Origin of the sequence: Pseudomonas sp. Z1-14 (genome assembly GCF_051132005.1) — a bacterium.
GTDB lineage: Bacteria > Pseudomonadota > Gammaproteobacteria > Pseudomonadales > Pseudomonadaceae > Aquipseudomonas.
The window spans coordinates 5,109,155-5,128,087 of sequence record NZ_CP071646.1; the positions used below are offsets into that span (position 1 = coordinate 5,109,155).

General features: G+C 60.7%; 18 protein-coding genes. 8 read left to right on the forward strand and 10 right to left on the reverse strand.

Features of this window, described 5'->3' with window-relative positions:
• Nucleotides 1-79: 79 nt before the first annotated feature.
• Nucleotides 80-1,474 carry a PLP-dependent aminotransferase family protein gene (locus J3P89_RS23590; protein WP_434695794.1) on the reverse strand — a complete coding sequence of 465 codons (1,395 nt, stop codon included), beginning with the start codon at nt 1,472-1,474 and terminating at the stop codon, nt 80-82.
• A 289-nt stretch (nt 1,475-1,763) separates the two neighbouring features.
• On the opposite strand from J3P89_RS23590, the gene ehuB reads away from it, so the two are divergent.
• The 4 genes from ehuB (at nt 1,764) to ehuA (ending at nt 4,881) form a co-directional block, all read left to right on the forward strand.
• Nucleotides 1,764-2,621, forward strand: a complete 858-nt coding sequence (ehuB, locus tag J3P89_RS23595) for an ectoine/hydroxyectoine ABC transporter substrate-binding protein EhuB (RefSeq protein ID WP_434695795.1) — start codon at nt 1,764-1,766, stop codon at nt 2,619-2,621.
• A 78-nt stretch (nt 2,622-2,699) separates the two neighbouring features.
• On the forward strand, nt 2,700-3,359 hold the full coding sequence (gene ehuC, locus J3P89_RS23600; RefSeq protein WP_434625989.1) for an ectoine/hydroxyectoine ABC transporter permease subunit EhuC: 660 nt from the start codon (nt 2,700-2,702) through the stop codon (nt 3,357-3,359).
• A complete protein-coding gene (ehuD, locus tag J3P89_RS23605) occupies nt 3,356-4,012 on the forward strand; it encodes an ectoine/hydroxyectoine ABC transporter permease subunit EhuD (protein WP_434695796.1) in 657 nt (218 codons plus the stop codon). The genes ehuC and ehuD overlap by 4 nt, the downstream gene beginning before the upstream one ends.
• Entirely contained in the window at nt 4,012-4,881 is an 870-nt protein-coding gene (gene ehuA, locus J3P89_RS23610) for an ectoine/hydroxyectoine ABC transporter ATP-binding protein EhuA (protein ID WP_434695797.1), read from the forward strand. The genes ehuD and ehuA overlap by 1 nt, the downstream gene beginning before the upstream one ends.
• A 211-nt stretch (nt 4,882-5,092) precedes the next feature.
• Here ehuA and J3P89_RS23615 read toward each other — a convergent pair whose 3' ends face one another.
• Together J3P89_RS23615 and J3P89_RS23620 are read right to left on the reverse strand one after the other, a co-directional pair.
• Nucleotides 5,093-5,827, reverse strand: coding sequence for an OmpA family lipoprotein (locus J3P89_RS23615; RefSeq protein ID WP_018604257.1), 735 nt, complete (start codon nt 5,825-5,827; stop codon nt 5,093-5,095).
• A gap of 153 nt (nt 5,828-5,980) precedes the next feature.
• Entirely contained in the window at nt 5,981-7,156 is a 1,176-nt protein-coding gene (locus J3P89_RS23620) for an aspartate aminotransferase family protein (protein ID WP_434695798.1), read from the reverse strand.
• 98 nt (nt 7,157-7,254) lie between these two features.
• On the opposite strand from J3P89_RS23620, the gene J3P89_RS23625 reads away from it, so the two are divergent.
• From J3P89_RS23625 to J3P89_RS23640, 4 genes are all read left to right on the forward strand, one after another.
• Nucleotides 7,255-8,157, forward strand: coding sequence for a LysR family transcriptional regulator (locus J3P89_RS23625; protein WP_434695799.1), 903 nt, complete (start codon nt 7,255-7,257; stop codon nt 8,155-8,157).
• Nucleotides 8,158-8,430: 273 nt separating this feature from the next.
• The gene (locus J3P89_RS23630) at nt 8,431-9,444 is read left to right on the forward strand and encodes a sensor domain-containing diguanylate cyclase (protein WP_434695800.1); all 1,014 of its coding nucleotides are present in this window, start codon (nt 8,431-8,433) and stop codon (nt 9,442-9,444) included.
• Between the two features lie 76 nt (nt 9,445-9,520).
• Nucleotides 9,521-10,264 (forward strand): DUF72 domain-containing protein, encoded by a 744-nt coding sequence (locus J3P89_RS23635; RefSeq protein WP_434695801.1) that lies wholly within the window; start codon nt 9,521-9,523, stop codon nt 10,262-10,264.
• A 120-nt stretch (nt 10,265-10,384) separates the two neighbouring features.
• A complete protein-coding gene (locus tag J3P89_RS23640) occupies nt 10,385-11,089 on the forward strand; it encodes a hypothetical protein (protein WP_434626004.1) in 705 nt (234 codons plus the stop codon).
• A gap of 193 nt (nt 11,090-11,282) precedes the next feature.
• On the opposite strand, the gene cyoE is transcribed toward J3P89_RS23640, so the two are convergent.
• The 7 genes from cyoE to hmpA form a co-directional block, all read right to left on the reverse strand.
• Nucleotides 11,283-12,170 carry a heme o synthase gene (gene cyoE / locus J3P89_RS23645; protein ID WP_039591595.1) on the reverse strand — a complete coding sequence of 296 codons (888 nt, stop codon included), beginning with the start codon at nt 12,168-12,170 and terminating at the stop codon, nt 11,283-11,285.
• An 11-nt stretch (nt 12,171-12,181) separates the two neighbouring features.
• Nucleotides 12,182-12,517, reverse strand: coding sequence for a cytochrome o ubiquinol oxidase subunit IV (cyoD, locus tag J3P89_RS23650; RefSeq protein WP_249876093.1), 336 nt, complete (start codon nt 12,515-12,517; stop codon nt 12,182-12,184).
• Entirely contained in the window at nt 12,518-13,144 is a 627-nt protein-coding gene (locus tag J3P89_RS23655; protein WP_053125033.1) for a cytochrome o ubiquinol oxidase subunit III, read from the reverse strand.
• A 3-nt stretch (nt 13,145-13,147) separates the two neighbouring features.
• Nucleotides 13,148-15,178: a cytochrome o ubiquinol oxidase subunit I gene (cyoB, locus tag J3P89_RS23660; protein WP_434626009.1), complete on the reverse strand. Its 2,031-nt coding sequence runs from the start codon at nt 15,176-15,178 to the stop codon at nt 13,148-13,150.
• 3 nt (nt 15,179-15,181) lie between these two features.
• Nucleotides 15,182-16,129 carry a ubiquinol oxidase subunit II gene (gene cyoA / locus J3P89_RS23665; RefSeq protein ID WP_305496696.1) on the reverse strand — a complete coding sequence of 316 codons (948 nt, stop codon included), beginning with the start codon at nt 16,127-16,129 and terminating at the stop codon, nt 15,182-15,184.
• 781 nt (nt 16,130-16,910) lie between these two features.
• Nucleotides 16,911-17,420 carry a disulfide bond formation protein B gene (locus tag J3P89_RS23670; RefSeq protein WP_434602864.1) on the reverse strand — a complete coding sequence of 170 codons (510 nt, stop codon included), beginning with the start codon at nt 17,418-17,420 and terminating at the stop codon, nt 16,911-16,913.
• Nucleotides 17,421-17,724: 304 nt separating this feature from the next.
• Entirely contained in the window at nt 17,725-18,906 is a 1,182-nt protein-coding gene (gene hmpA, locus J3P89_RS23675) for an NO-inducible flavohemoprotein (protein WP_434695802.1), read from the reverse strand.
• Nucleotides 18,907-18,933 lie beyond the last annotated feature (27 nt).

Consider the following 18,933-nt stretch of genomic DNA (forward strand, 5'->3'; position numbering starts at 1 on the left):
GTCTACCCGTCACATCAATGCTGGATGTGCTGCCGCCTTCGCGAGCAGGCTCGCTCCCACGGGATTTTTGTTCGCGTTACTAAAAATCATGAATCTGCGGATACTGGTTGAAGATCTGCCGCATGCCGATCAGCGCGTGGCGCATTTCTTCATCGCTGCATTCGGCGCCAACGCAGACCCGCACCGCCCGTGGCCGCGGTGTGCCGCGCACGGTGAACGGGTCGGGGGACGTGACGGCGATGTGCTTGTGGCGCAGCGCCCGCACCAGGCTGTCGACTTCCCAGTGGGGTGGGATGCCGATCCAGGCATTCAAGGCATGGGGATGCTGGGCCAAGACGTGCTCGCCCATGTACTCGGTGACCATCGCCTGGCGCCCGGCCAACAGGCGCCGTTGTAAATGCAACAACGAGTCGGCGCGCCCGTCGCGGATCCAGCGAGCGGCGATCTCCGAGACCATCGGCGTGGCCATCCAACTGTTCACCCGCAGGATACTCTCGGTGCGCAGCGCCAGGCGCTTGGGCATCACCAGGTAGCCGATGCGCAAGCCCGTGAGCACTGACTTGGTCATGCTCGTGCAGTAGAACGACAGCTCCGGCAGGTAATGGCTGATGGGCGGCGCCCGGCGCTCGTCCAGCAACGGCCCGTAGACATCGTCTTCGATGATGTGCACGCCGAAGCGCCGGGCAATCTCGGCGATTTCCCGGCGGCGGGTGTCGGGCATCAGGCTAGTGGTGGGGTTATTGAGGTTGGGTGTGCACACCAGCGCGGTGATGCGCTCGTTGCTGCACATGTCCTCGAAATGCTCGGGATCGATGCCGTGGCGGTCGGTGTCCAGGCCCTTGAGGGTGAAACCCAGTACCTGGGAATTGCCGATCACACCGTGGTCGGTCAGCCCTTCGCAGAGCACCACGTCGTCGGGACCGGCCAGGGAAGCCAGGGCAAGGAAGATGCCATGAGCCGCGCCGTTGGTAATCAGGACGTCGTTGCGATCGACCTTCAGCCCCTGCCGGCCGATCCATTGCGCCGCCGCTTCGCGATGGGATTCAAACCCCGCAATCGGACGAAACGCATGAATCCATGGCTGATCCTCTTCGGTGCTCAGCTCGGCGCAGGTGTCGCGCCAGAACTGATCATGCTCGCGAGTGTGCAGGATCCGCGTGATGGAAAAATCCACCAGCGCCCGCTCGGGGCTGTCGAGTATGTAAGTGGCGACCCGGTCGCTCATGCGCCGCGAAACGAAACTGCCGCGCCCTACTTCGCAACGCACCAGCCCCTGGCGCTCCAGTTCCTTGTAGGCGTTGGTGACGGTCTGCACGCTGATGCCCATGGCGTCGGCCACTTGCCGTTGCGGCGGCAGGCGCTGGTCGTTGGCGAGGATGCCCTGTTCGATGTCGTCGGCGATCGCCTGGACCAGAATCTTGTATTTGGATTCACCGCTGCGGGCGACGTCCAAGGCTGACTTCCACTTATCCATAACGCTGCGACCCGCCTGTGTACTGGTGCGCCCAGCATTGCTCGGGCTTCGCGGCAAAGCAATTGTCCTAGTGCAATACAATCGGCGCCGGGGCTTTTGTATGCTCGGTCCAAGGTCGTCATCCAGGCGGGCACACTGCCCCCGACAAAAAGCCGGATCGACCTGTACCGGCGCTGTTACCGACTCAGGCCCCGCCCGGATCCGCCGCTGTACGCTTTGCTCTTGCCACACTGCCTCCTAACACAGAACCGTCCAGCGACGGATCCACAAGAAACAGGAGATTTTATCGATGAGCAATTTTCCAACCAGCAGCTGCACGCCCCTGCGCCGCCTCTTGTTGACGTGTGCCGCGCTCGGCCTGGCCGGCAGCGTTCAAGCGGCCACCCTGGATACCGTCAAAAGCAACAGCAGCATCCGCATCGGCTACGCCAACGAAACGCCGTTTGCGTTCACCGAAACCGACGGCAGCGTGACCGGCGAATCGCCGGAGATCGCCAAGATCATCTTCGCCAGGATGGGCATCAAGCAGGTCAATGGGGTGCTCACCGAATGGGGCTCGCTGATTCCGGGCCTGCGCGCCGGGCGTTTCGACGTGATTGCCGCCGGCATGTACATCACCCCGGCGCGGTGCAAGCAAGTGTTGTTCACCGACCCACAGTACCAGTTGCCCGACGCCCTGCTCGTGGCCAAGGGCAACCCGAAAAAGCTCCACAGCTACGAAGACATCGCCAAGCAACCGGACGTGAAGCTGGCGATCATGGCCGGTACGGTCAACCTCGCTTACGCCCGCGACTCGGGGGTCAAGGACGAACAGATCCTCCAGGTTCCCGACACCACGGCGCAACTGCAAGCGGTGCGCGCCGGTCGCGCCGATGCCGCCGTCGGCACACAACTGACCATGAAAGGCCTGGCCAGCAAGGGCGGCGACAAAGTCGAGGCGATGACCGAGTTCAAGGACGACCCGTCCCACATCGGCTACGGCGCCCTGGCCTTCCGGCCCGAGGACAAGGACCTGCGCGACGCGGTCAACGCCGAGTTGAAAAAGTGGCTGGGCTCGGAGGAACATCTCAAGGCCGTCGCGCCATTCGGTTTCGACAAGTCCAACGTCACCACCAAGACCGCGGCCGAGCTCTGCGCTCAGCCGTAATCGACACTGGCGTGCCGAAACGGGCATGACGCGTACGCGTGATGCCTGTTCCCAGCTTCATCGGATACGGGTTGAACCATGGGCGAATTACTTCCGTTATTGATTCAAGGGGCCTGGGTCACGCTCCAGGTGACATTCTTTGGCTCGTTGCTGGCGATTGTCGCCGCGGTGCTGGCGGCACTCGGACGGCTCTCGCCGTGGCGCGCGTTGCGCTGGTTTTCCATCACCTACATCGAGGTGTTTCGCGGCACCTCGCTGCTGGTGCAGCTGTTCTGGCTGTTCTTCGTGCTGCCACTGCCGCCGTTCAACATCGAGCTGAGTCCCTACGCCGTGGCGATTGTCGGCCTGGGGCTGCACATCGGCGCCTACGGGGCCGAGGTGATGCGTGGCGCGATCAGCTCGGTCGCCAAGGGGCAATACGAAGCCTGCACGGCGCTGAACTTCAGCAGCTATACGCGCTTCAAGCGAATCATACTGCCCCAGGCCTTGCTGGCGGCCATTCCACCGGGCACAAACCTGCTGATCGAGTTGTTGAAAAATACCTCGCTGGTGTCGTTGATCACTTTGTCCGACCTGAGTTTCCGGGCACGCCAACTGGACCAGGCGACGTTCCAGACCCTGGAAATCTTCAGCCTGGCGCTGGTGATGTATTTCATCCTCGCCCAGGCCATCAACCTGGGCATGCGCCATGTTGAGCGTCGGCTGAGCCGGGGCCGGATGCGCGGAGGTCTGTCATGACGCTGTTCGATTGGTCCTACGCCGCACAAATCCTCCCGGACCTGCTGCGCGCGTCGCTCAACACCGTGGGCATTACCCTGATCGGTTTCCTGATCGCGATCGTGCTGGGGCTGTTCCTGGCGATTGGCCGGCGCAGCCGCAAGTTCTGGCTGTCGTGGCCGGCCACGGCGGTAATCGAGTTCATCCGCAGCACACCGTTGCTGATCCAGGTGTACTTCCTTTACTACGTGCTGCCCAACTACGGCCTGAGCCTGACGGCCATGCAAGTCGGCGTCCTCGGCATCGGCCTGCATTACGCCTGCTACATCGCCGAGGTCTACCGCAGTGGCCTCGACGCCGTACCACGGGCGCAATGGGAGGCGGTGACCGCGCTGAACATCGCGCCGTACGACGCCTACCGCAACATCATCCTGCCCCAGGCGCTGCGGCCGATCGTGCCGCCGCTGGGCAACTACCTGGTGGCGATGCTCAAGGACACGCCAGTGTTGTCGGCGATCACCGTGGTGGAAATCATGCAACAGGCCAAGAACATCGGCTCCGAGCATTTCCGCTACCTGGAACCGATCACCCTGGTCGGCCTGTTCTTCCTTGCCCTGAGCCTTGCCCTGGCTTGGCTGGTACGGCGCCTTGAAACGCGCATGGAGCTACGCTAATGACTTTACCCCTGTCCACGCCCACCGATTTGTCCCGGCGCAGCACGCTGGCATCGCAGCAGGAGGCCCCGGCCATGCAGATTCCGACACCGTCCCGGCCGATTGTGAGTTTCCAGGACGTGACCAAAAGCTATGGCAGTTTCACCGTGCTCGATCATTTGAACCTGGATGTCGCGCCCGGTGAAAAGGTCGCGATCATCGGCCCCAGCGGCTCGGGCAAATCGACGCTGCTGCGGGTGCTGATGACGCTCGAAGGCATCGATCAGGGCCAGATCCGCATCGAGGACGATTCCCTGACCCACATGCCCAACCGCAGCGGCGTGCTGGTTCCGGCCAATGACCGGCACATCCGCCGGGTGCGTGGCAAGATCGGCATGGTGTTCCAGAGCTTCAACCTGTTTCCCCACATGACCGCGCTGCAAAATGTGATCGAGGCGCCAGTGCAGGTGCTGGGCATGAACCCCAAGGAAGCCCGGGAGCGCGCCGCCGACCTGCTGGAGCTGGTGGGCCTGGGCAACAAGCTCGACCATTACCCGTCGCAGTTGTCCGGCGGCCAGCAGCAGCGGGTGGCGATTGCCCGGGCGCTGGCGATGCGCCCCAAGGTGATGCTGTTCGATGAAGTGACCTCGGCGCTTGATCCGGAATTGTGCGGCGAGGTGCTGAACGTGATCCGCAAGCTGGGCGCCGAGCACAACCTGACGATGTTGATGGTCACCCACCAGATGGGCTTTGCCCGGGAATTCGCCGACCGGGTGTGCTTTTTCTACAAGGGGCAGATTCACGAACAAGGCACCCCGGCGCAGATTTTCGAGCACCCGCAGCAGGAGCGGACGTGCGCATTCTTGAGTGCGGTGAAAGAAGCGAATTAAGGGAGCACTTTGTGGCGAGGGAGCTTGCTCCCGCTGGCATGCGCAGCAGGCCCAAATCAGCCACCACGGCGTGCCAGGAAGATTGAGGTGAATGGTCTGGGGGCTGCTGTGCAGCCCAGCGGGAGCAAGCTCCCTCGCCACGAAGGCCCAGGCGCCGGTCACAAAAAAAGGGCCATGTTTCCATGGCCCCCTTTCAGTTAACCTTCAGCGGTTATGGATATTGCTGGTAAGTCTGCCCCTGCTGCTGCGGCGCCTGGTACTGCTGGCCAGGGATGGCCTTGAGGTTGACCTCGACGCGACGGTTTTGCGCACGGCCGTTGACGTCGGCGTTGCTTGCCACAGGGTTGTCCGGGCCGGCGCCACGGGCCGAGAGGTTGGCGCCGCTGACACCTTGGGACGTCAGGTAGGTCGCCACGCTCTGCGCGCGACGCTGGGACAGGTCCATGTTGTGCTGGCGGCTGCCGGTGCTGTCGGTGTAGCCGACAATCTCGATCTGGTTCTGGTTGAATTCCTTGAGGGAGTTGGCCAGGTTGTTCAGCGGCTGGTAGAAGCTCGATGCGATGTTCGCCGAGTCGGTGGCGAAGGTGATGTTGCCCGGCATGATCAGCTTGATCTGGTCGCCCTGGCGCTGCACCTCAACGCCGGTATTGGCCATGCTGGCGCGCAATTTCTTTTCCTGCTGGTCCGCGTAGTAACCGTAGCCGGCCGCGGAGGCCCCCACCACCGCCGCGCCGATCAACGCACCCTTGCCCCGATTATCGTGGCCGATGGCCGCACCGGCCAATGCCCCGGCCAGGGCGCCGAGGCCGCCATACTTGGCGGTTTTGCTCATGCCCGAAGATTCGGTAGAGGCCTGGCCCTGGTTGTCATAGGGGTTGGGCGACGCACAGCCGGACAACAGGGCCACGGCAGTAGCGACAACGATCAAGCGACGCGAGGTGAACATGAAGATGCTCCTGGGTTTTCAGTCTGAGTGCCAAAGTGTAGGCAATCGACTCTGGCTGGCGTTGGAACGCGACAATCGTCAAAAATTCCGTCCCGTCGCGCTGCGCTTCGCCCGGAGCGATCACCATAAGTCATCGGCCCGGACGAGGTAGCCTCACGCCTGCGCCAGGCAGCGGCTCACCCCTCTGACGATCATCTCGACTTCCCGCCCGTCGATCGTCAACGGCGGCAACAGGCGAATGGTCTTGCCCCGGGTGACGTTGATCAGCAAACCATGATCCCGGGCGGCACAGAGGGTCAGGTCGCGCACCGGTTGCTTGAGCTCGATGCCGATCATCAAGCCTTGGCCCCGAATCTCCAGGACATTCGGGTTGTCCGCCAACTCAGCCCGCAACCGGCTTAGCAATTGCTCGCCCTGACGTCTGGCGTTCTCCAGCAGGCCTTGCTCCTCGATGATGTCCAGCACGGTGCAGCCGACCCGACAAGCCAGAGGATTTCCGCCGAACGTGCTGCCGTGGCTGCCGGGGGTGAACAGTCCGGCGGCCTTGCCGCGCGCCAGGCAGGCACCGATGGGCACGCCGTTGCCGAGGCCTTTGGCGAGGGTCATCACATCCGGGACGATGCCCTCGTGCTGGAACGCGAACCACTGCCCGGTGCGGCCGATGCCGGTCTGGATCTCGTCGAGCATCAACAACCAGGCGCGCCGGCTGCACAAATCCCGCAGAGCGTTCAGGTAACCCGGTGGCGCGAGTTGTACGCCACTTTCGCCCTGGATCGGCTCTACCAGGATCGCAACGATGCGCTCGCCGTGGGCTTGCTGGACTTTTTCCAATGCGCCGAGATCGCCGAACGGCACCTTGATGAAGTCCCCCGGCAACCGATTGAAACCCAGCCGCACCGAGGGCCCGTCGCTGGCGGACATCGTGCCCAGGGTGCGCCCGTGGAAAGCATTGTCCATCACCACGACCAACGGCTGTTCGACGCCTTTGTGCCAGCCATACAGGCGGGCCAGCTTCAATGCGGTTTCATTCGCCTCGGCGCCGGAGTTGTTGAAAAACGCCCGTTCCATCCCCGAGAGCTGGGTGAGTCTGTGGGCCAACCGCTGCTGCCAGTCGATGCTGTACAGGTTAGACGTGTGCAGCAGCAGGCCGGCCTGTTCACTGATGGCTGCCACCAGCCGCGGATGGGAATGGCCCACGTTGGTCACTGCCACGCCCGCCACCGCATCAAGGTATTCGCGACCATCCTGATCCCACAGGCGCGTACCCAAGCCATGGGTGAAGTTCAGCGCCAAGGGTTGGTAAGTGCTCATCAGGCAGGCGGCAGTCATGACATCTAGCTCCATCGGGTGGTTTTTTCCAGTATGGTTAGCCACTCTAGATGGATAAACCTCGCTTTACTTCATTCATTTAAAAGCAGAGCTTGATAATGGACCTGTTCCAGGCAATGACCGTTTACGTGAAAGTGGTGGAAACCGGCAGCCTGACCGCAGCGGCCCAGGCGTGCGAAATGTCCACGACCATGGTCGGCAATCACCTTCGGGCGCTGGAGCAACGCCTGGGTGTGCGCCTGATCAGCCGTACGACGCGTCGTCAGCGCTTGACCGAATTCGGCTCGGCCTACTATCAACGCTGCCTGGAAGTGATCGGGCTGGTTGCCGATTCCGAACGCCTGGCCGAGCAGACCCAAGGCGACCCCAGCGGCACCTTGCGCATCACCGCGCCGCTGACCTTCGGCACGGAGCGCCTCGCCCCGGCACTGGCCGAATACAGCCAGCGTTATCCCCAGGTCAAGCTCGACGTTGTCTTGACCAACCAGCGTCTGGACCTGCTCGACCACGGCTTCGACGTCGCCATTCGCCTGGGCAGTCCCGACCCGAAGCTGATCGTTCGTCCCCTGATGGACTACACCCTGACCGTCTGCGCCTCCAAGGCCTACCTGGCACGGCGCGGCACGCCGCAAAAACCCGAAGACCTGCAACAGCATGACTGCCTGTCGTTTGCCTATTCCGCCGGAGACGAATGGCGTTTCGCCCAGGAGCACTGGCCCATCAACGGGCCGGACGGGGAGATCAAAGTGCCGGTGCGCGGGCCGATGCTGATCAACAGCTCGTCGGGCCTGCACCGCGCCGCCCTGGCCGGCATGGGCGTGGTGATGCTGCCGGACGCGCTGGTGGCGCAGGATCTGGAGGATGGACACTTGGTGGCGCTGTTGCAGAACTATCAACTGCCCCACCGGCCGATGAGCCTGATGTACGCCCAGGATCGCTATCGTTTGCCGAAGCTGCGCAGTTTCGTCGAGTTTGCGCTGCAAAAGTGGAGCAAACCCTGAAGTAATAAATCTTCTCGTGGCGAGGGAGCTTGCTCCCGCTGGCCTGCGCAGCAGGCCCAATGCCGTGTGTCAGTGCAATCAGGACGAATAATCCAGGGGGCTGCTGCGCAACCCAGCGGGAGCAAGCTCCCTCGCCACGGTGGGGCTACCCTGCGGCCGCGTATGCGCCGGCGAGTCCCATCAACCATGCCTCCCGCTAGTGGCGCCCCGCCCCATCGGCTACTCTTAACCCCTGGAAAGCATTTTGATATCAGGGCTGATTGAGGGAACGATATGGACGACGCCTCGAAGATCGATTTGCTGCGGTTCGATTTGTCCGATCTGGACGAAAACGTGCTGCACACCATCATGGAACTGGTCAGCGATGGCATCTGGGACTGGAACGCCAACACCGGCTTCGTCTATCGAAATCCCGGCTGGTACACGATGCTCGGCTACACGCCTCACTCACTGAGCAATACCGTGCTGACCTGGGAGAGTGTGATCCACCCGGAAGATTATCCCTACGTAATGGCGTTATTCGACGATTACCTCGAACAACGCGCCCCTAAGTACCAGGCCGAATACCGCTGCCGCGCCTATGACGGCTCCTATATCTGGATCGAAGACCGCGGCTACGTGATCGCCCGCAACCCCGATGGCAGCGTCGCCCGCATGATCGGTGCCCATCGCAGCATCGACGACAAGAAGCGTCTGTTCGAACAACTTGAACGGCGCAACAAGTCCCTCGAAGCCATCATTGAAGAACGTACCCGCGAACTGTCCCGGGTCAACGAGCAGTTGCAAATCCAGCTCGAGGAAAACCGCAGGCTCGCCGAAACCGACGCCCTCACGCTGGTCGCCAACCGCTATCGCCTGGAACAGGCGCTACCATTGGCCTGTGAACGTACGCAGCGCTTTCGCGAGCCGTTGTCGCTGATTGCCATGGATGTCGACGACTTCAAGGACATCAACGATCGCTACGGCCATGCCTTCGGCGACGCGGCGCTGGTGCAAGTGGTACAGGCGGTCAAGCGCTGCGAGCGCGACGGCGACCTGCTGGTACGCTGGGGCGGCGATGAATTCATCATGATCTTGCCCAACACGTCCAAGGCCGATGCAGTCCTGTTGGCCGAAACCATTCGCCGCGGCTTGTCCGACCTGCTGCCGGTGGGCGATTTCCAGATCACCATGAGTTTTGGCGTGGTGCAACGCCACGAAGACGAACCGCAAGCAGCGCTACTGGATCGGGCTGACCAGGCACTGTATCGCTCCAAGATGGCTGGCAAGAATGTGATCTGTGATTGAACGGGCAGTGCCCGATTGGATCCTCGGGACGTGGCGGTGGTCATAGTTTATAACCCTTGCAATCAGGTCCTCGCCATTGCCGACTCGACTCCTCTCCTCCTCGCCCGTGTTGGTGGGCTGCGCGGGCTGGTCATTGCCAAAGGAGCAATGGCCCGCTTTTCCCTTTGAAGGCACCCATTTGCAGCGCTACAGTGCCCGCTTCACAGCGGTGGAAATCAACAGTTCGTTCTACCGCCCGCACCGTCCCGCCACCTATGCAAAATGGGCCGACAGTGTGCCGGCGGGCTTTCGCTTCTCAGTCAAGATGCCCAAGCAGATCACCCATGAGCGGCGCTTGCATGATTGCGAGGGGCTGGTGGATGAGTTCCTCGGGCAATGCTCGCAACTGAGGGAGAAACTTGGTTGCCTGTTGATCCAGTTGCCGCCGTCGCTGGCCTTCGATAACACCCAGGCCGAGGACTTTTTCAAAGCCTTGCGTGACCGTTACCAGGGCCACGCGGTACTCGAACCCCGGCACCCGAGCTGGCTCGCGCCACAGGCCATGGTATTGCTTGAGAAAGAGCGCATCGCCCGCGTCGCCGCCGATCCGTCGCCTGTGCCGGGCGGCGATCAACCGGCGGGCTGGGCGGGTGTGCGTTATTACCGGCTGCATGGCTCGCCGCGCATTTATTACTCCGCCTACGAAGACGCCTGGCTGCGACGACTGACAGTCCTACTGAAGGCTGCCCCGGACACGCCGACCTGGTGCATCTTCGACAACACCGCCAGCGGCGCCGCGACGCCCGATGCGTTGCGATTGCTGGACCTGCTGGGCGATTGAAATATCACCGGTGGCCGGTCCGACCGTGACAACACCGCCCGGGTCCAATAGATTAGGCGACCGAAAAAAGCCCCGTGCGTTTTCTCGCCATATCCCGCTAACAGAAGTAGTGAAATTTCAATGTCCGATTCCAATACCGCTGAATCTGTAGTCTCCCTGTCGTCCAAAGCGGAATACGAAAACTCCATCAATCTTTCACAGCATCTGCCCCAGGCCAAAAGCATCAGCGAAATGGTCCTCGATGCCTTCCAGTCGAACCGCGAAAGCGACCAGATCCGCGAACTGCGCACCGCCATTCGCCAGGCTCACGATGCGTTCGACGACGACAAGGCCTACGCACTGATGGGCCAGCTCAAGCAACTCAAGGACGCCGAAGCCGCCGATTTCGCCGCGCTGGAAGACCTCAGCAGCCGCTTCCCGATCAGCCGTATCCTGTCCAGCTACAAGGATGACCCGGCCTTCCAGGAACTGGTCTACGGCCTGGCCCTGAAGGTGCTGAACCAGACCCATCAGGCCATCAGCAACCCGAGCGGCGGCAAGGGCAAGGCCGCGCGCGCCAAGAAGGAAGCCGAGGTGTTTGTCATCAGCAAGGACGGCATCAGCGTCACCCTGCCCTTGCGCACACCACGCTCCAAGCCGAACGTCGACCGCGAGGCCTTCGAATTCCTCGGCTTCAACTTCATCGGCGAAGGCGACGAAGCCGAGCTGGAAAGCGAAACCTTCCTGGACAACGACGGCACCGAACAGCCGGTCACCCGCAAAAGCATCGTCACCGCCTTGCAGCAGCAAAAAGCCTTCGACGGCTACAGCATCGCCCAGCAGTAACCCCCGAATCCGGGCCCTTGTGGGAGCGAGTCTGCTCGCGAATGCGCCGTGTCAGTTGACATCAACTCAACTGACCCACCGCATTCGCGAGCAGGCTCGCTCCCACAGGAAGGTCGACAGCGTCCGGAATATCACCCAAGAAAAAGCCCCGCGCTTCTCTCGAAGGCGGGGCTTTTTGTGCAGCGTCTGAAGCTTAAGGCGCGTAGGTCAGCAGCAGCTCACTTGGCACTTTGAAGTCCAGGGACATCATGACGCTCAGGGCGGTGATGGTGAAGATCGAGAACACGAACAGCTTGCGTGCCCAGACCGTGTCATCCACCGCCTTGTAACCGGTCCAGGCCATGTACAGCCAGTACATGCCCATGGCGGCGGCGACGGCGAGGTAGCTCATGCCGGCGTAACCGCTGAACGTCAGCATCAAGGTCGCCACGAGGAAGGCCAGGATGTAGAGCAGGATGTGCTTCTTGGCCACCTGGATGCCCCGCTTGACCGGCAGCACCGGAATCGAAGCCGCCAGGTAGTCGTTGAAGCGGAAGATCGCGATGGCATAGGAATGCGGCATCTGCCACAGGCTGAACATCACCAGCAGCGTCAGCGCAGCCATGTCGAAGCTGTTGCTGACCGCGACATAACCGATCACCGGCGGCATGGCCCCCGACAGGCTGCCCACCAGCGTGCCGTGGACCGACTTGCGCTTGAGGTACAGGCTGTAGAGACCGACGTAGATGACAAAACCGATCACCGCGAACAACGCCGCCAACGGATTGGCCACCCAATACAGCAGCGCCACGCCGGCCACGCCCAGCACCGTGGCGAATGCCAGGGCCAGTTGCACTGGAATCAGGCCTTGGACCAGCGCCCGGTTCTTGGTGCGTTCCATCTTGATGTCGATGTCGCGGTCGATGCAGTTGTTGAACACGCAACCGGACGCCACCACCAGGGAAGTGCCGATCATCGCTGCCAGGAAGATGGCCAGATCGACATGCCCTTTCGAGGCCAGGAAAAACCCGCCTGCCACAGAAAGCACGTTACCGAAAATGATCCCCGGCTTGGTGATTTGGATAAAGTGCTTCAGTGACATCCGGACTTTCCTCAGTGCGCCATCATGTTGGAGTGGATGCTGAACATGATCCACAACGACAAGCCGACCAGCAGTACGATCACCAGCGCAGCGAAGACAAACGCAATCACGTTGTTACGCTGGGCGGCCGAGCGGTCCAGGTGCAGGAAGTACACCAGGTGGACCAATACTTGGACCACGGCGAAGATCAGAATGATCCAGAGCGTCAGGCTTTTCGGCAGCGTTGGATACATCACCAGGCCGAACGGAATGACGGTCAGGATCACCGACAGGATGAAACCGATCGCGTAAGACTTGACGCTGCCGTGGCCGGCGTCGTGGCCATCATGGGAATGAGCGTTAGCCATTTACAGGGTCCCCATCAGATAAACAACGGTGAATACGCAGATCCACACCACGTCCAGGAAGTGCCAGAACAGGCTCAGGCAGCTCAGGCGCGTCTTGTTGGTGGCGGTCAGGCCGTTTTTCTGGACCTGGTACATCATGATCGCCATCCAGATCAGACCGCTGGTCACGTGCAGACCGTGGGTGCCGACCAGGGTGAAGAACCCGGACAGGAAGCCGCTGCGGCTAGGGCCGTAGCCTTCGGCGATCAGGATGTGGAACTCGTTGATCTCCATGGCGATAAAGCCGGCGCCCAGCAGGAAGGTCATTGCCAACCAGCCCAGTACCTGGGTTTTCTTACCTTTGAACAACGCCAGCATGGCGAAGCCGTAGGTGATCGAACTGAACAGCAGCAGCGCCGTTTCGCCCAGTACATAAGGCAGTTCGAAGATGTCGTGGCCCGACGGGCCACCGGCGACGTTGTTAACCAGCACCGCGTATACCGCGAAGATCGACGCAAACAGAATGCAGTCGGTCATCAGGTAGAGCCAGAAACCGAATACGGTCATCTCGCCCGAGTCGTGGTGATGGTCATCGTGCCCATGGTCATGACCATGGGCGTGTCCAACATTGGTCACTAAGTTCGACATGGTTTAAGCCTGTTCCAACGAGGTTTCAACACGGGTGGCGGAGGCTGGGACTTTCCCGGCCGCGACCAGACGCTTGTGCTGCTCGGCTTCGATGCGCTCGATGACATCCACCGGCACCATGTAGCCCTGATCATCACGGGCGGCATGGATGGCGAAATACACCACGGTGCCGACCAGGCTGGCGATGGCCAGCCACCAGATATGCCAGATCATCGCGAAACCGAACACGGTCAACAGAGCCCCCATGACCACACCGGTAGCGGTGTTGTTGGGCATGTGGATCGGCGCGTACCTGGCCGGAGTCTGGTACGCGGTACCGTTTTCCTTGGCTTCGGTGAACGGGTCGATGGTTTCCGCTTTCGGCAGCACGGCGAAGTTGTAGAACGGTGGGGGCGAAGAAGTCGACCATTCCAGGGTATGGGCATTCCACGGGTCACCGTGTTCGCACATGTTTTCCGGCTTCTTGCGGTCACGCACACTGACGTACAGCTGGATCAGCTGGCAGGCGATACCGACAGCGATCATCACCGCACCGAACATGGCGACGTACAGGTACGGCACCCACTCAGGGTTGGTGGTGGCGTTCAGGCGACGGGTCATGCCCATGAAGCCCAGTGCATAGAGCGGCATGAACGCGACGAAGAAGCCCGAGATCCAGAACCAGAACGCTGCCTTGCCCCAACCTTCGTGCAGCTTGAAGCCGAACGCTTTCGGGAAGTAGAACGCAAAGCCCGCGATGTAGCCGAACACGGCGCCGCCGATGATCACGTTATGGAAGTGCGCGATCACGAACAGGCTGTTGTGCAGCACGAAGTCCGCACCCGGGATGGCCAGCAGTACGCCGGTCATGCCGCCGATGGCGAAGGTCACCATGAAGCCCAGGGTCCACAGCACATGGCTGGTGAAACGCAGGCGGCCCTGGTAGATGGTGAACAGCCAGTTGAACAGCTTCACACCCGTCGGAATCGAGATCAGCATCGTCGCCAGGCCGAAGAAGGCGTTGACGCTGGCACCCGAACCCATGGTGAAGAAGTGGTGCAGCCAGACCATGAAGCCCAGTACCGAGATCGCGCCGGAAGCGTAGATCATCGAGTGGTGGCCAAACAGTTTCTTGCCGGAGAAGGTCGAGATGACTTCGGAGAAAATACCGAACGCCGGCAGGATCAGGATGTACACCTCAGGGTGACCCCAGGCCCAGAACAGGTTGACGTACATCATCGGATTTCCACCCAGTTCATTGGTGAAAATGTGGAAATCCATGTAGCGGTCAAGCGTCAGCAGAGCGAGTGTAGCGGTCAGGATCGGGAACGAAGCGACGATCAGCACGTTGGCCCAGGTGCAGGTCCAGGTGAAGATCGGCATGTCCATCAGCTTCATGCCAGGGGTACGCATTTTCAGCACGGTGGCCAGGAAGTTGACCCCCGTCAGCGTTGTCCCGAGCCCGGATAGCTGTAGCGCCCAGATGTAGTAATCCACCCCGACGCCCGGACTGTATTGCAGCCCCGACAGCGGCGGATAGGCAACCCAACCGGTCTTGGCGAATTCGCCGACACCCAGGGAAAGGTTGATCAGCACCACGCCGGACACCAGCAGCCAGAAGCTCAGGGAGTTCAGGAATGGATAGGCAACGTCACGCGCGCCGATCTGCAGCGGCACTGCAAGGTTCATCAGGCCGGTGAAGAATGGCATCGCCATGAAGATGATCATGATCACACCGTGGGCGGTGAAGATCTGGTCATAGTGTTCAGGCGGCAGGTAGCCGGGCGAGCCCTCGGTGGCCATGGCCAACTGGGTACGCATCATGATCGCGTCGGCAAAACCGCGCAGCAGCATGACCATGGCGACGATGATGTACATCACGCCGATCTTCTTGTGGTCGACCGAGGTCAACCATTCAGTCCACAGGTAAGTCCACTTCTTGAAATAAGTGATACCCGCGAACAACGCCAGACCACCGAGCGCGATGATGGCGAGGGTCACCATGACAATCGGCTCGTGGAACGGGATCGCTTCCCAACTTAATTTACCAAACATCGTTTACTCCTCTGCCCCGGCAGCTGAATGCGAGCTCATGTCCATCCCTTCCATGTTGTGGGCCACTTCCTTGTCTTTCTTCTCGTGATGCATCGGCTTGCCCGGATTCATCCCTTCATACTTATCGATGATGGTCTGGAACAGGTTCGGCGTGACCGACGAGTAGAGTTCGACAGGGTTGTTCTGGCTCGGCTTGGAAAGGGCTTCGTATTCAGCTTTTTCAAGCTGTTTAGGTGCCTTCTTCACTTCGTTTACCCAGGCGTCGAACTCTTCCTGGGTGGTGGCGGTCGCTTTGAACTTCATGCCGGTGAAACCCGCGCCGCTGTAGTTGGCGGAGATACCTTCAAGTTCGGTGTTCTGGTTGGCGATCAGGTGCAGCTTGGTCTGCATGCCGGCCATCGCGTAGATCTGGCCGCCCAGGCCCGGGATGAAGAACGAGTTCATCACGGTGTCGGAGGTGACCTTGAAGTTGATCGGCGTGTGGGCCGGGAACACGATCTTGTTGACCGTGGCAATGCCTTGTTCCGGATAGATGAACAGCCACTTCCAGTCCATCGAGACCACTTCGATGGTGATCGGCTTGACGTCGGAATCCAGCGGACGGTACGGGTCCAGGGCGTGGGTCGACTTGTAGGTGATGTAACCCAGGGCAATGATGATCAGTACCGGAATGGTCCACACCGCGATTTCGATCTTGGTCGAGTGGGACCATTTCGGCGTGTAGGTGGCACTGGTGTTGGACGCGCGATATTTCCAGGCGAACAGGAACGTCATGACGATAACCGGCACGACGACCAGCAACATCAGCAGCGTGGCGGTGATGATCAGGTTTCGCTCATCCAGGCCGACCTGGCCCTTGGGATCGAGCAGGGTCATGTTGCAGCCTCCCAGCAGCAACGTGCCGAGCAGCGGCAACAAGCCTAGTAATCGGGGGTACCTGTTTTTACTCATCTCACGACCTCTAAAGCAGCTTGCGCAATGCAGTTGGGTTTTGATCGCCAACACTTCACCCTGCCAAGGGTTGGCATTTTCTTGGATTGAATAAGGGCTGCCCGTCGAACGTCAGACGCTGTTCGACACATCCTGGGCCAGCAGTGAGTTCTTATTCGTTGGTCAAAGGCCTGTTCAAGCCCAATTCCGTTTGGTGCGGGTAGTTGGAGGCACCGACACCTGGGGTCGCATGGGGCGCTGGCGCCCTTCGACCACTCTCGTGCTCAAGCCTGAGCCGGGTCGGAAAATCGGTGCGGGCGATTGTAGTGAGCTGCGGCGTTCGAGACCATGTCTTAACCCGAAATAATTTTTCTCCGATCCGGCAATAATCTGCCGCCGATATTGCAACGGGCCAGCATGTTATCGAAATTAATTCTCAACAAGAACCCCAAAAAACGTAAGGCTACTACGCCCGATTTAGACAGCTCGAGCAATTTCAGGCGAGCTTTTATCCGCTTTAGGCGCCCATTTTACGGGGCCTTGAAGGCAACCCGCTGCGCTGTTAAAAATGCCTGCTCCAGAGCGACTCCCAATTGAAAACGAAGGGTGGTCAGGCGGTTTTTTTGTTGCAGAATGAGGCGGCAATTCGGCCCCGGGACGGCTGCGAGACAGCAGATATGTGACAACATGTCGCACACTGTCGCAGGGTGATCCTGCCGCTGATCAAGACGCTGCTCCATCGACCCTGAAACGTAAAACGCCCCGGTTCCGAAGAAGAGCCGGGGCGTTTTTCCACGATACTTCAGCGCAGCGCCTTGCGATTGCGCGACACCAGCAATGGCACCAGCACGACGGTGAGGACAAACGCCACCAGTGCCCATTGCGCCAGCGACAGGCCAAGGATCGGCGGGTACGGGGTGGAACAGAAACCATCGACCTGGAAGCCCAGCGGGAAGATCTTCGCCAGCGGCAGGCTATCGACAATCGGCTGCAACACATCCACACCGCAACTGACCGCGGGGAAAAACTGGGTGTACACATGGTGCCCTGCCACACCCGCCCCCGCCAGCGCGCAAAGCACGACAAGGCCTTCGAAGACCGTCAGGCTGCGGCGCGTGCGCATGGCCGCGCCGATGAAGGCGAAGATGGCGATCAGCAACAACGCATAGCGCTGCAGGATGCACAGCGGGCATGGCGCTTCACCAAGCACTACCTGCATATATAAAGCACCGCCGATCAGTCCCAGGCAGATCAACCCCAGCAGCACCAGATAGCGCCGCTCACGGCCCAGCCGCAGCATTTCCTCACTCATTGCTTTTCCCTTTGATAGGCATGGATCGACGCGCGGCCTTGCGGCGACCGGCGCGCTTTCGGATGGCCGAAGTCTACACGCAGATCGTGAACGAGCGCAGTCGGCAATATGGAGGGAATAAACAGGAAAGAGGTTAAGCGGGGATTAATTTCAAGACAGCGCCGGTCATGCCGCCGCTTTCGCGAGCAGGCTCGCTCCCACAGGTCACGCGTCGTGCATGCGTGTTCCGGATAATGCAGATCCTCTGTGGGAGCGAGCCTGCTCGCGAAGAAGGCAACCCGGTCACCCGGATTGCCCCTGGCATTTATTCCAAAGCAGCCGCCGGCCCGAAGAACTCATAGCGGCTTTGTCCCGGCGGTACGCCCAAGGCCTTGAGATGACGCTTGATGGCCGCCATGAACCCCTTCGGCCCAAGGAAGTACGCGTCCAGGTCTCGCTGCTCGGGCAACCACTGCGCCAGTTGCTCCTCACTCAACAGCCCTACCTTGTCAGCCGCCGGCCCTGCGCCGTCGTGCTCGTCATAACAGTAGAAACGCTTGAGTTGCGGGTGCCGCTTGGCCAGGTCGTCGATCCACTCGCGAAAGGCATGGACTTGGCCATTGCGTGCGCAGTGAATGAAATGCACCGGGCGTTCGGTTTGCAGCGCCGCTTGCAACATCGCCAGGGTCGGAGTGATGCCGACGCCGCCACTGATCAGCACCAGCGGCTTGTCGCTGGCGGTGAGGTAAAAATCTCCCGACGGCGGAAACAGCTGGATGCTGCTGCCCACCTGGAAATGGTCGTGCAGGTAATTGGACACCCGTCCGCCCGCCTCGCGCTTGACACTGATGCGGTACTGGCCATTGTTAGCCAAGGCCGACAACGAATAGTTGCGGCGCACTTCCTCACCGTCCAGCACCAGCTTCATACCGATGTACTGGCCGGGCTCGGCTTGCAGGATAGGCCCCTTGTCCACCGGTTCGAAGTAGAACGAAGTGATTTCCGCGCTTTCCTGCACCTTGGCCTTCAGGATGAACTCACGCTCACCGCGCCAGCCGCCGGGTGCCGCGGCTTTGCGATCATACAAGCTGGTTTCGGCGCCGATCAGGATATCGGCCAACTGGTTATAGGCCGCGCCCCACGCCGAAATCACTTCAGGTGTAGCGATCTCTTCGCCCAGTACCTCGGCGATTGCCCGCAGCAAGCAGGAGCCGACGATCGGGTAATGCTGTGGCTGGATCTGCAAGGCCACGTGCTTGTTGACGATCTTCGCCACCAGGTCGCCCAACTGGTCGAGCTGATCGATGTGCCGCGCATACATCAGTACACCGTTGGCCAGCGCACGCGGCTGATCGCCGCTGGCCTGGTGAGCCTGGTTGAACAGCGGGCGCACTTGCGGGTATTCCGACAGCATCATGCGGTAGAAGTGAGTGATCAGCGCTTCCCCACCGCTTTCAAGCAAGGGGACAGTGGAACGGATGATGGCGCGTTGTTCTCGACTCAGCATGGGTGACTCCTCGCGTGGTACAACTAA

What these genes read in the sequence shown, in the direction of transcription:
- J3P89_RS23590 (WP_434695794.1), bottom strand. Translation starts at nt 1,474, where the DNA reads ATGGATAAGTGGAAGTCAGCCTTGGACGTCGCCCGCAGCGGTGAATCC.
- ehuB (WP_434695795.1), top strand. Translation starts at nt 1,764, where the DNA reads ATGAGCAATTTTCCAACCAGCAGCTGCACGCCCCTGCGCCGCCTCTTG.
- ehuC (WP_434625989.1), top strand. Translation starts at nt 2,700, where the DNA reads ATGGGCGAATTACTTCCGTTATTGATTCAAGGGGCCTGGGTCACGCTC.
- ehuD (WP_434695796.1), top strand. Translation starts at nt 3,356, where the DNA reads ATGACGCTGTTCGATTGGTCCTACGCCGCACAAATCCTCCCGGACCTG.
- ehuA (WP_434695797.1), top strand. Translation starts at nt 4,012, where the DNA reads ATGACTTTACCCCTGTCCACGCCCACCGATTTGTCCCGGCGCAGCACG.
- J3P89_RS23615 (WP_018604257.1), bottom strand. Translation starts at nt 5,827, where the DNA reads ATGTTCACCTCGCGTCGCTTGATCGTTGTCGCTACTGCCGTGGCCCTG.
- J3P89_RS23620 (WP_434695798.1), bottom strand. Translation starts at nt 7,156, where the DNA reads ATGACTGCCGCCTGCCTGATGAGCACTTACCAACCCTTGGCGCTGAAC.
- J3P89_RS23625 (WP_434695799.1), top strand. Translation starts at nt 7,255, where the DNA reads ATGGACCTGTTCCAGGCAATGACCGTTTACGTGAAAGTGGTGGAAACC.
- J3P89_RS23630 (WP_434695800.1), top strand. Translation starts at nt 8,431, where the DNA reads ATGGACGACGCCTCGAAGATCGATTTGCTGCGGTTCGATTTGTCCGAT.
- J3P89_RS23640 (WP_434626004.1), top strand. Translation starts at nt 10,385, where the DNA reads ATGTCCGATTCCAATACCGCTGAATCTGTAGTCTCCCTGTCGTCCAAA.
- cyoE (WP_039591595.1), bottom strand. Translation starts at nt 12,170, where the DNA reads ATGTCACTGAAGCACTTTATCCAAATCACCAAGCCGGGGATCATTTTC.
- cyoD (WP_249876093.1), bottom strand. Translation starts at nt 12,517, where the DNA reads ATGGCTAACGCTCATTCCCATGATGGCCACGACGCCGGCCACGGCAGC.
- J3P89_RS23655 (WP_053125033.1), bottom strand. Translation starts at nt 13,144, where the DNA reads ATGTCGAACTTAGTGACCAATGTTGGACACGCCCATGGTCATGACCAT.
- cyoB (WP_434626009.1), bottom strand. Translation starts at nt 15,178, where the DNA reads ATGTTTGGTAAATTAAGTTGGGAAGCGATCCCGTTCCACGAGCCGATT.
- cyoA (WP_305496696.1), bottom strand. Translation starts at nt 16,129, where the DNA reads ATGAGTAAAAACAGGTACCCCCGATTACTAGGCTTGTTGCCGCTGCTC.
- J3P89_RS23670 (WP_434602864.1), bottom strand. Translation starts at nt 17,420, where the DNA reads ATGAGTGAGGAAATGCTGCGGCTGGGCCGTGAGCGGCGCTATCTGGTG.
- hmpA (WP_434695802.1), bottom strand. Translation starts at nt 18,906, where the DNA reads ATGCTGAGTCGAGAACAACGCGCCATCATCCGTTCCACTGTCCCCTTG.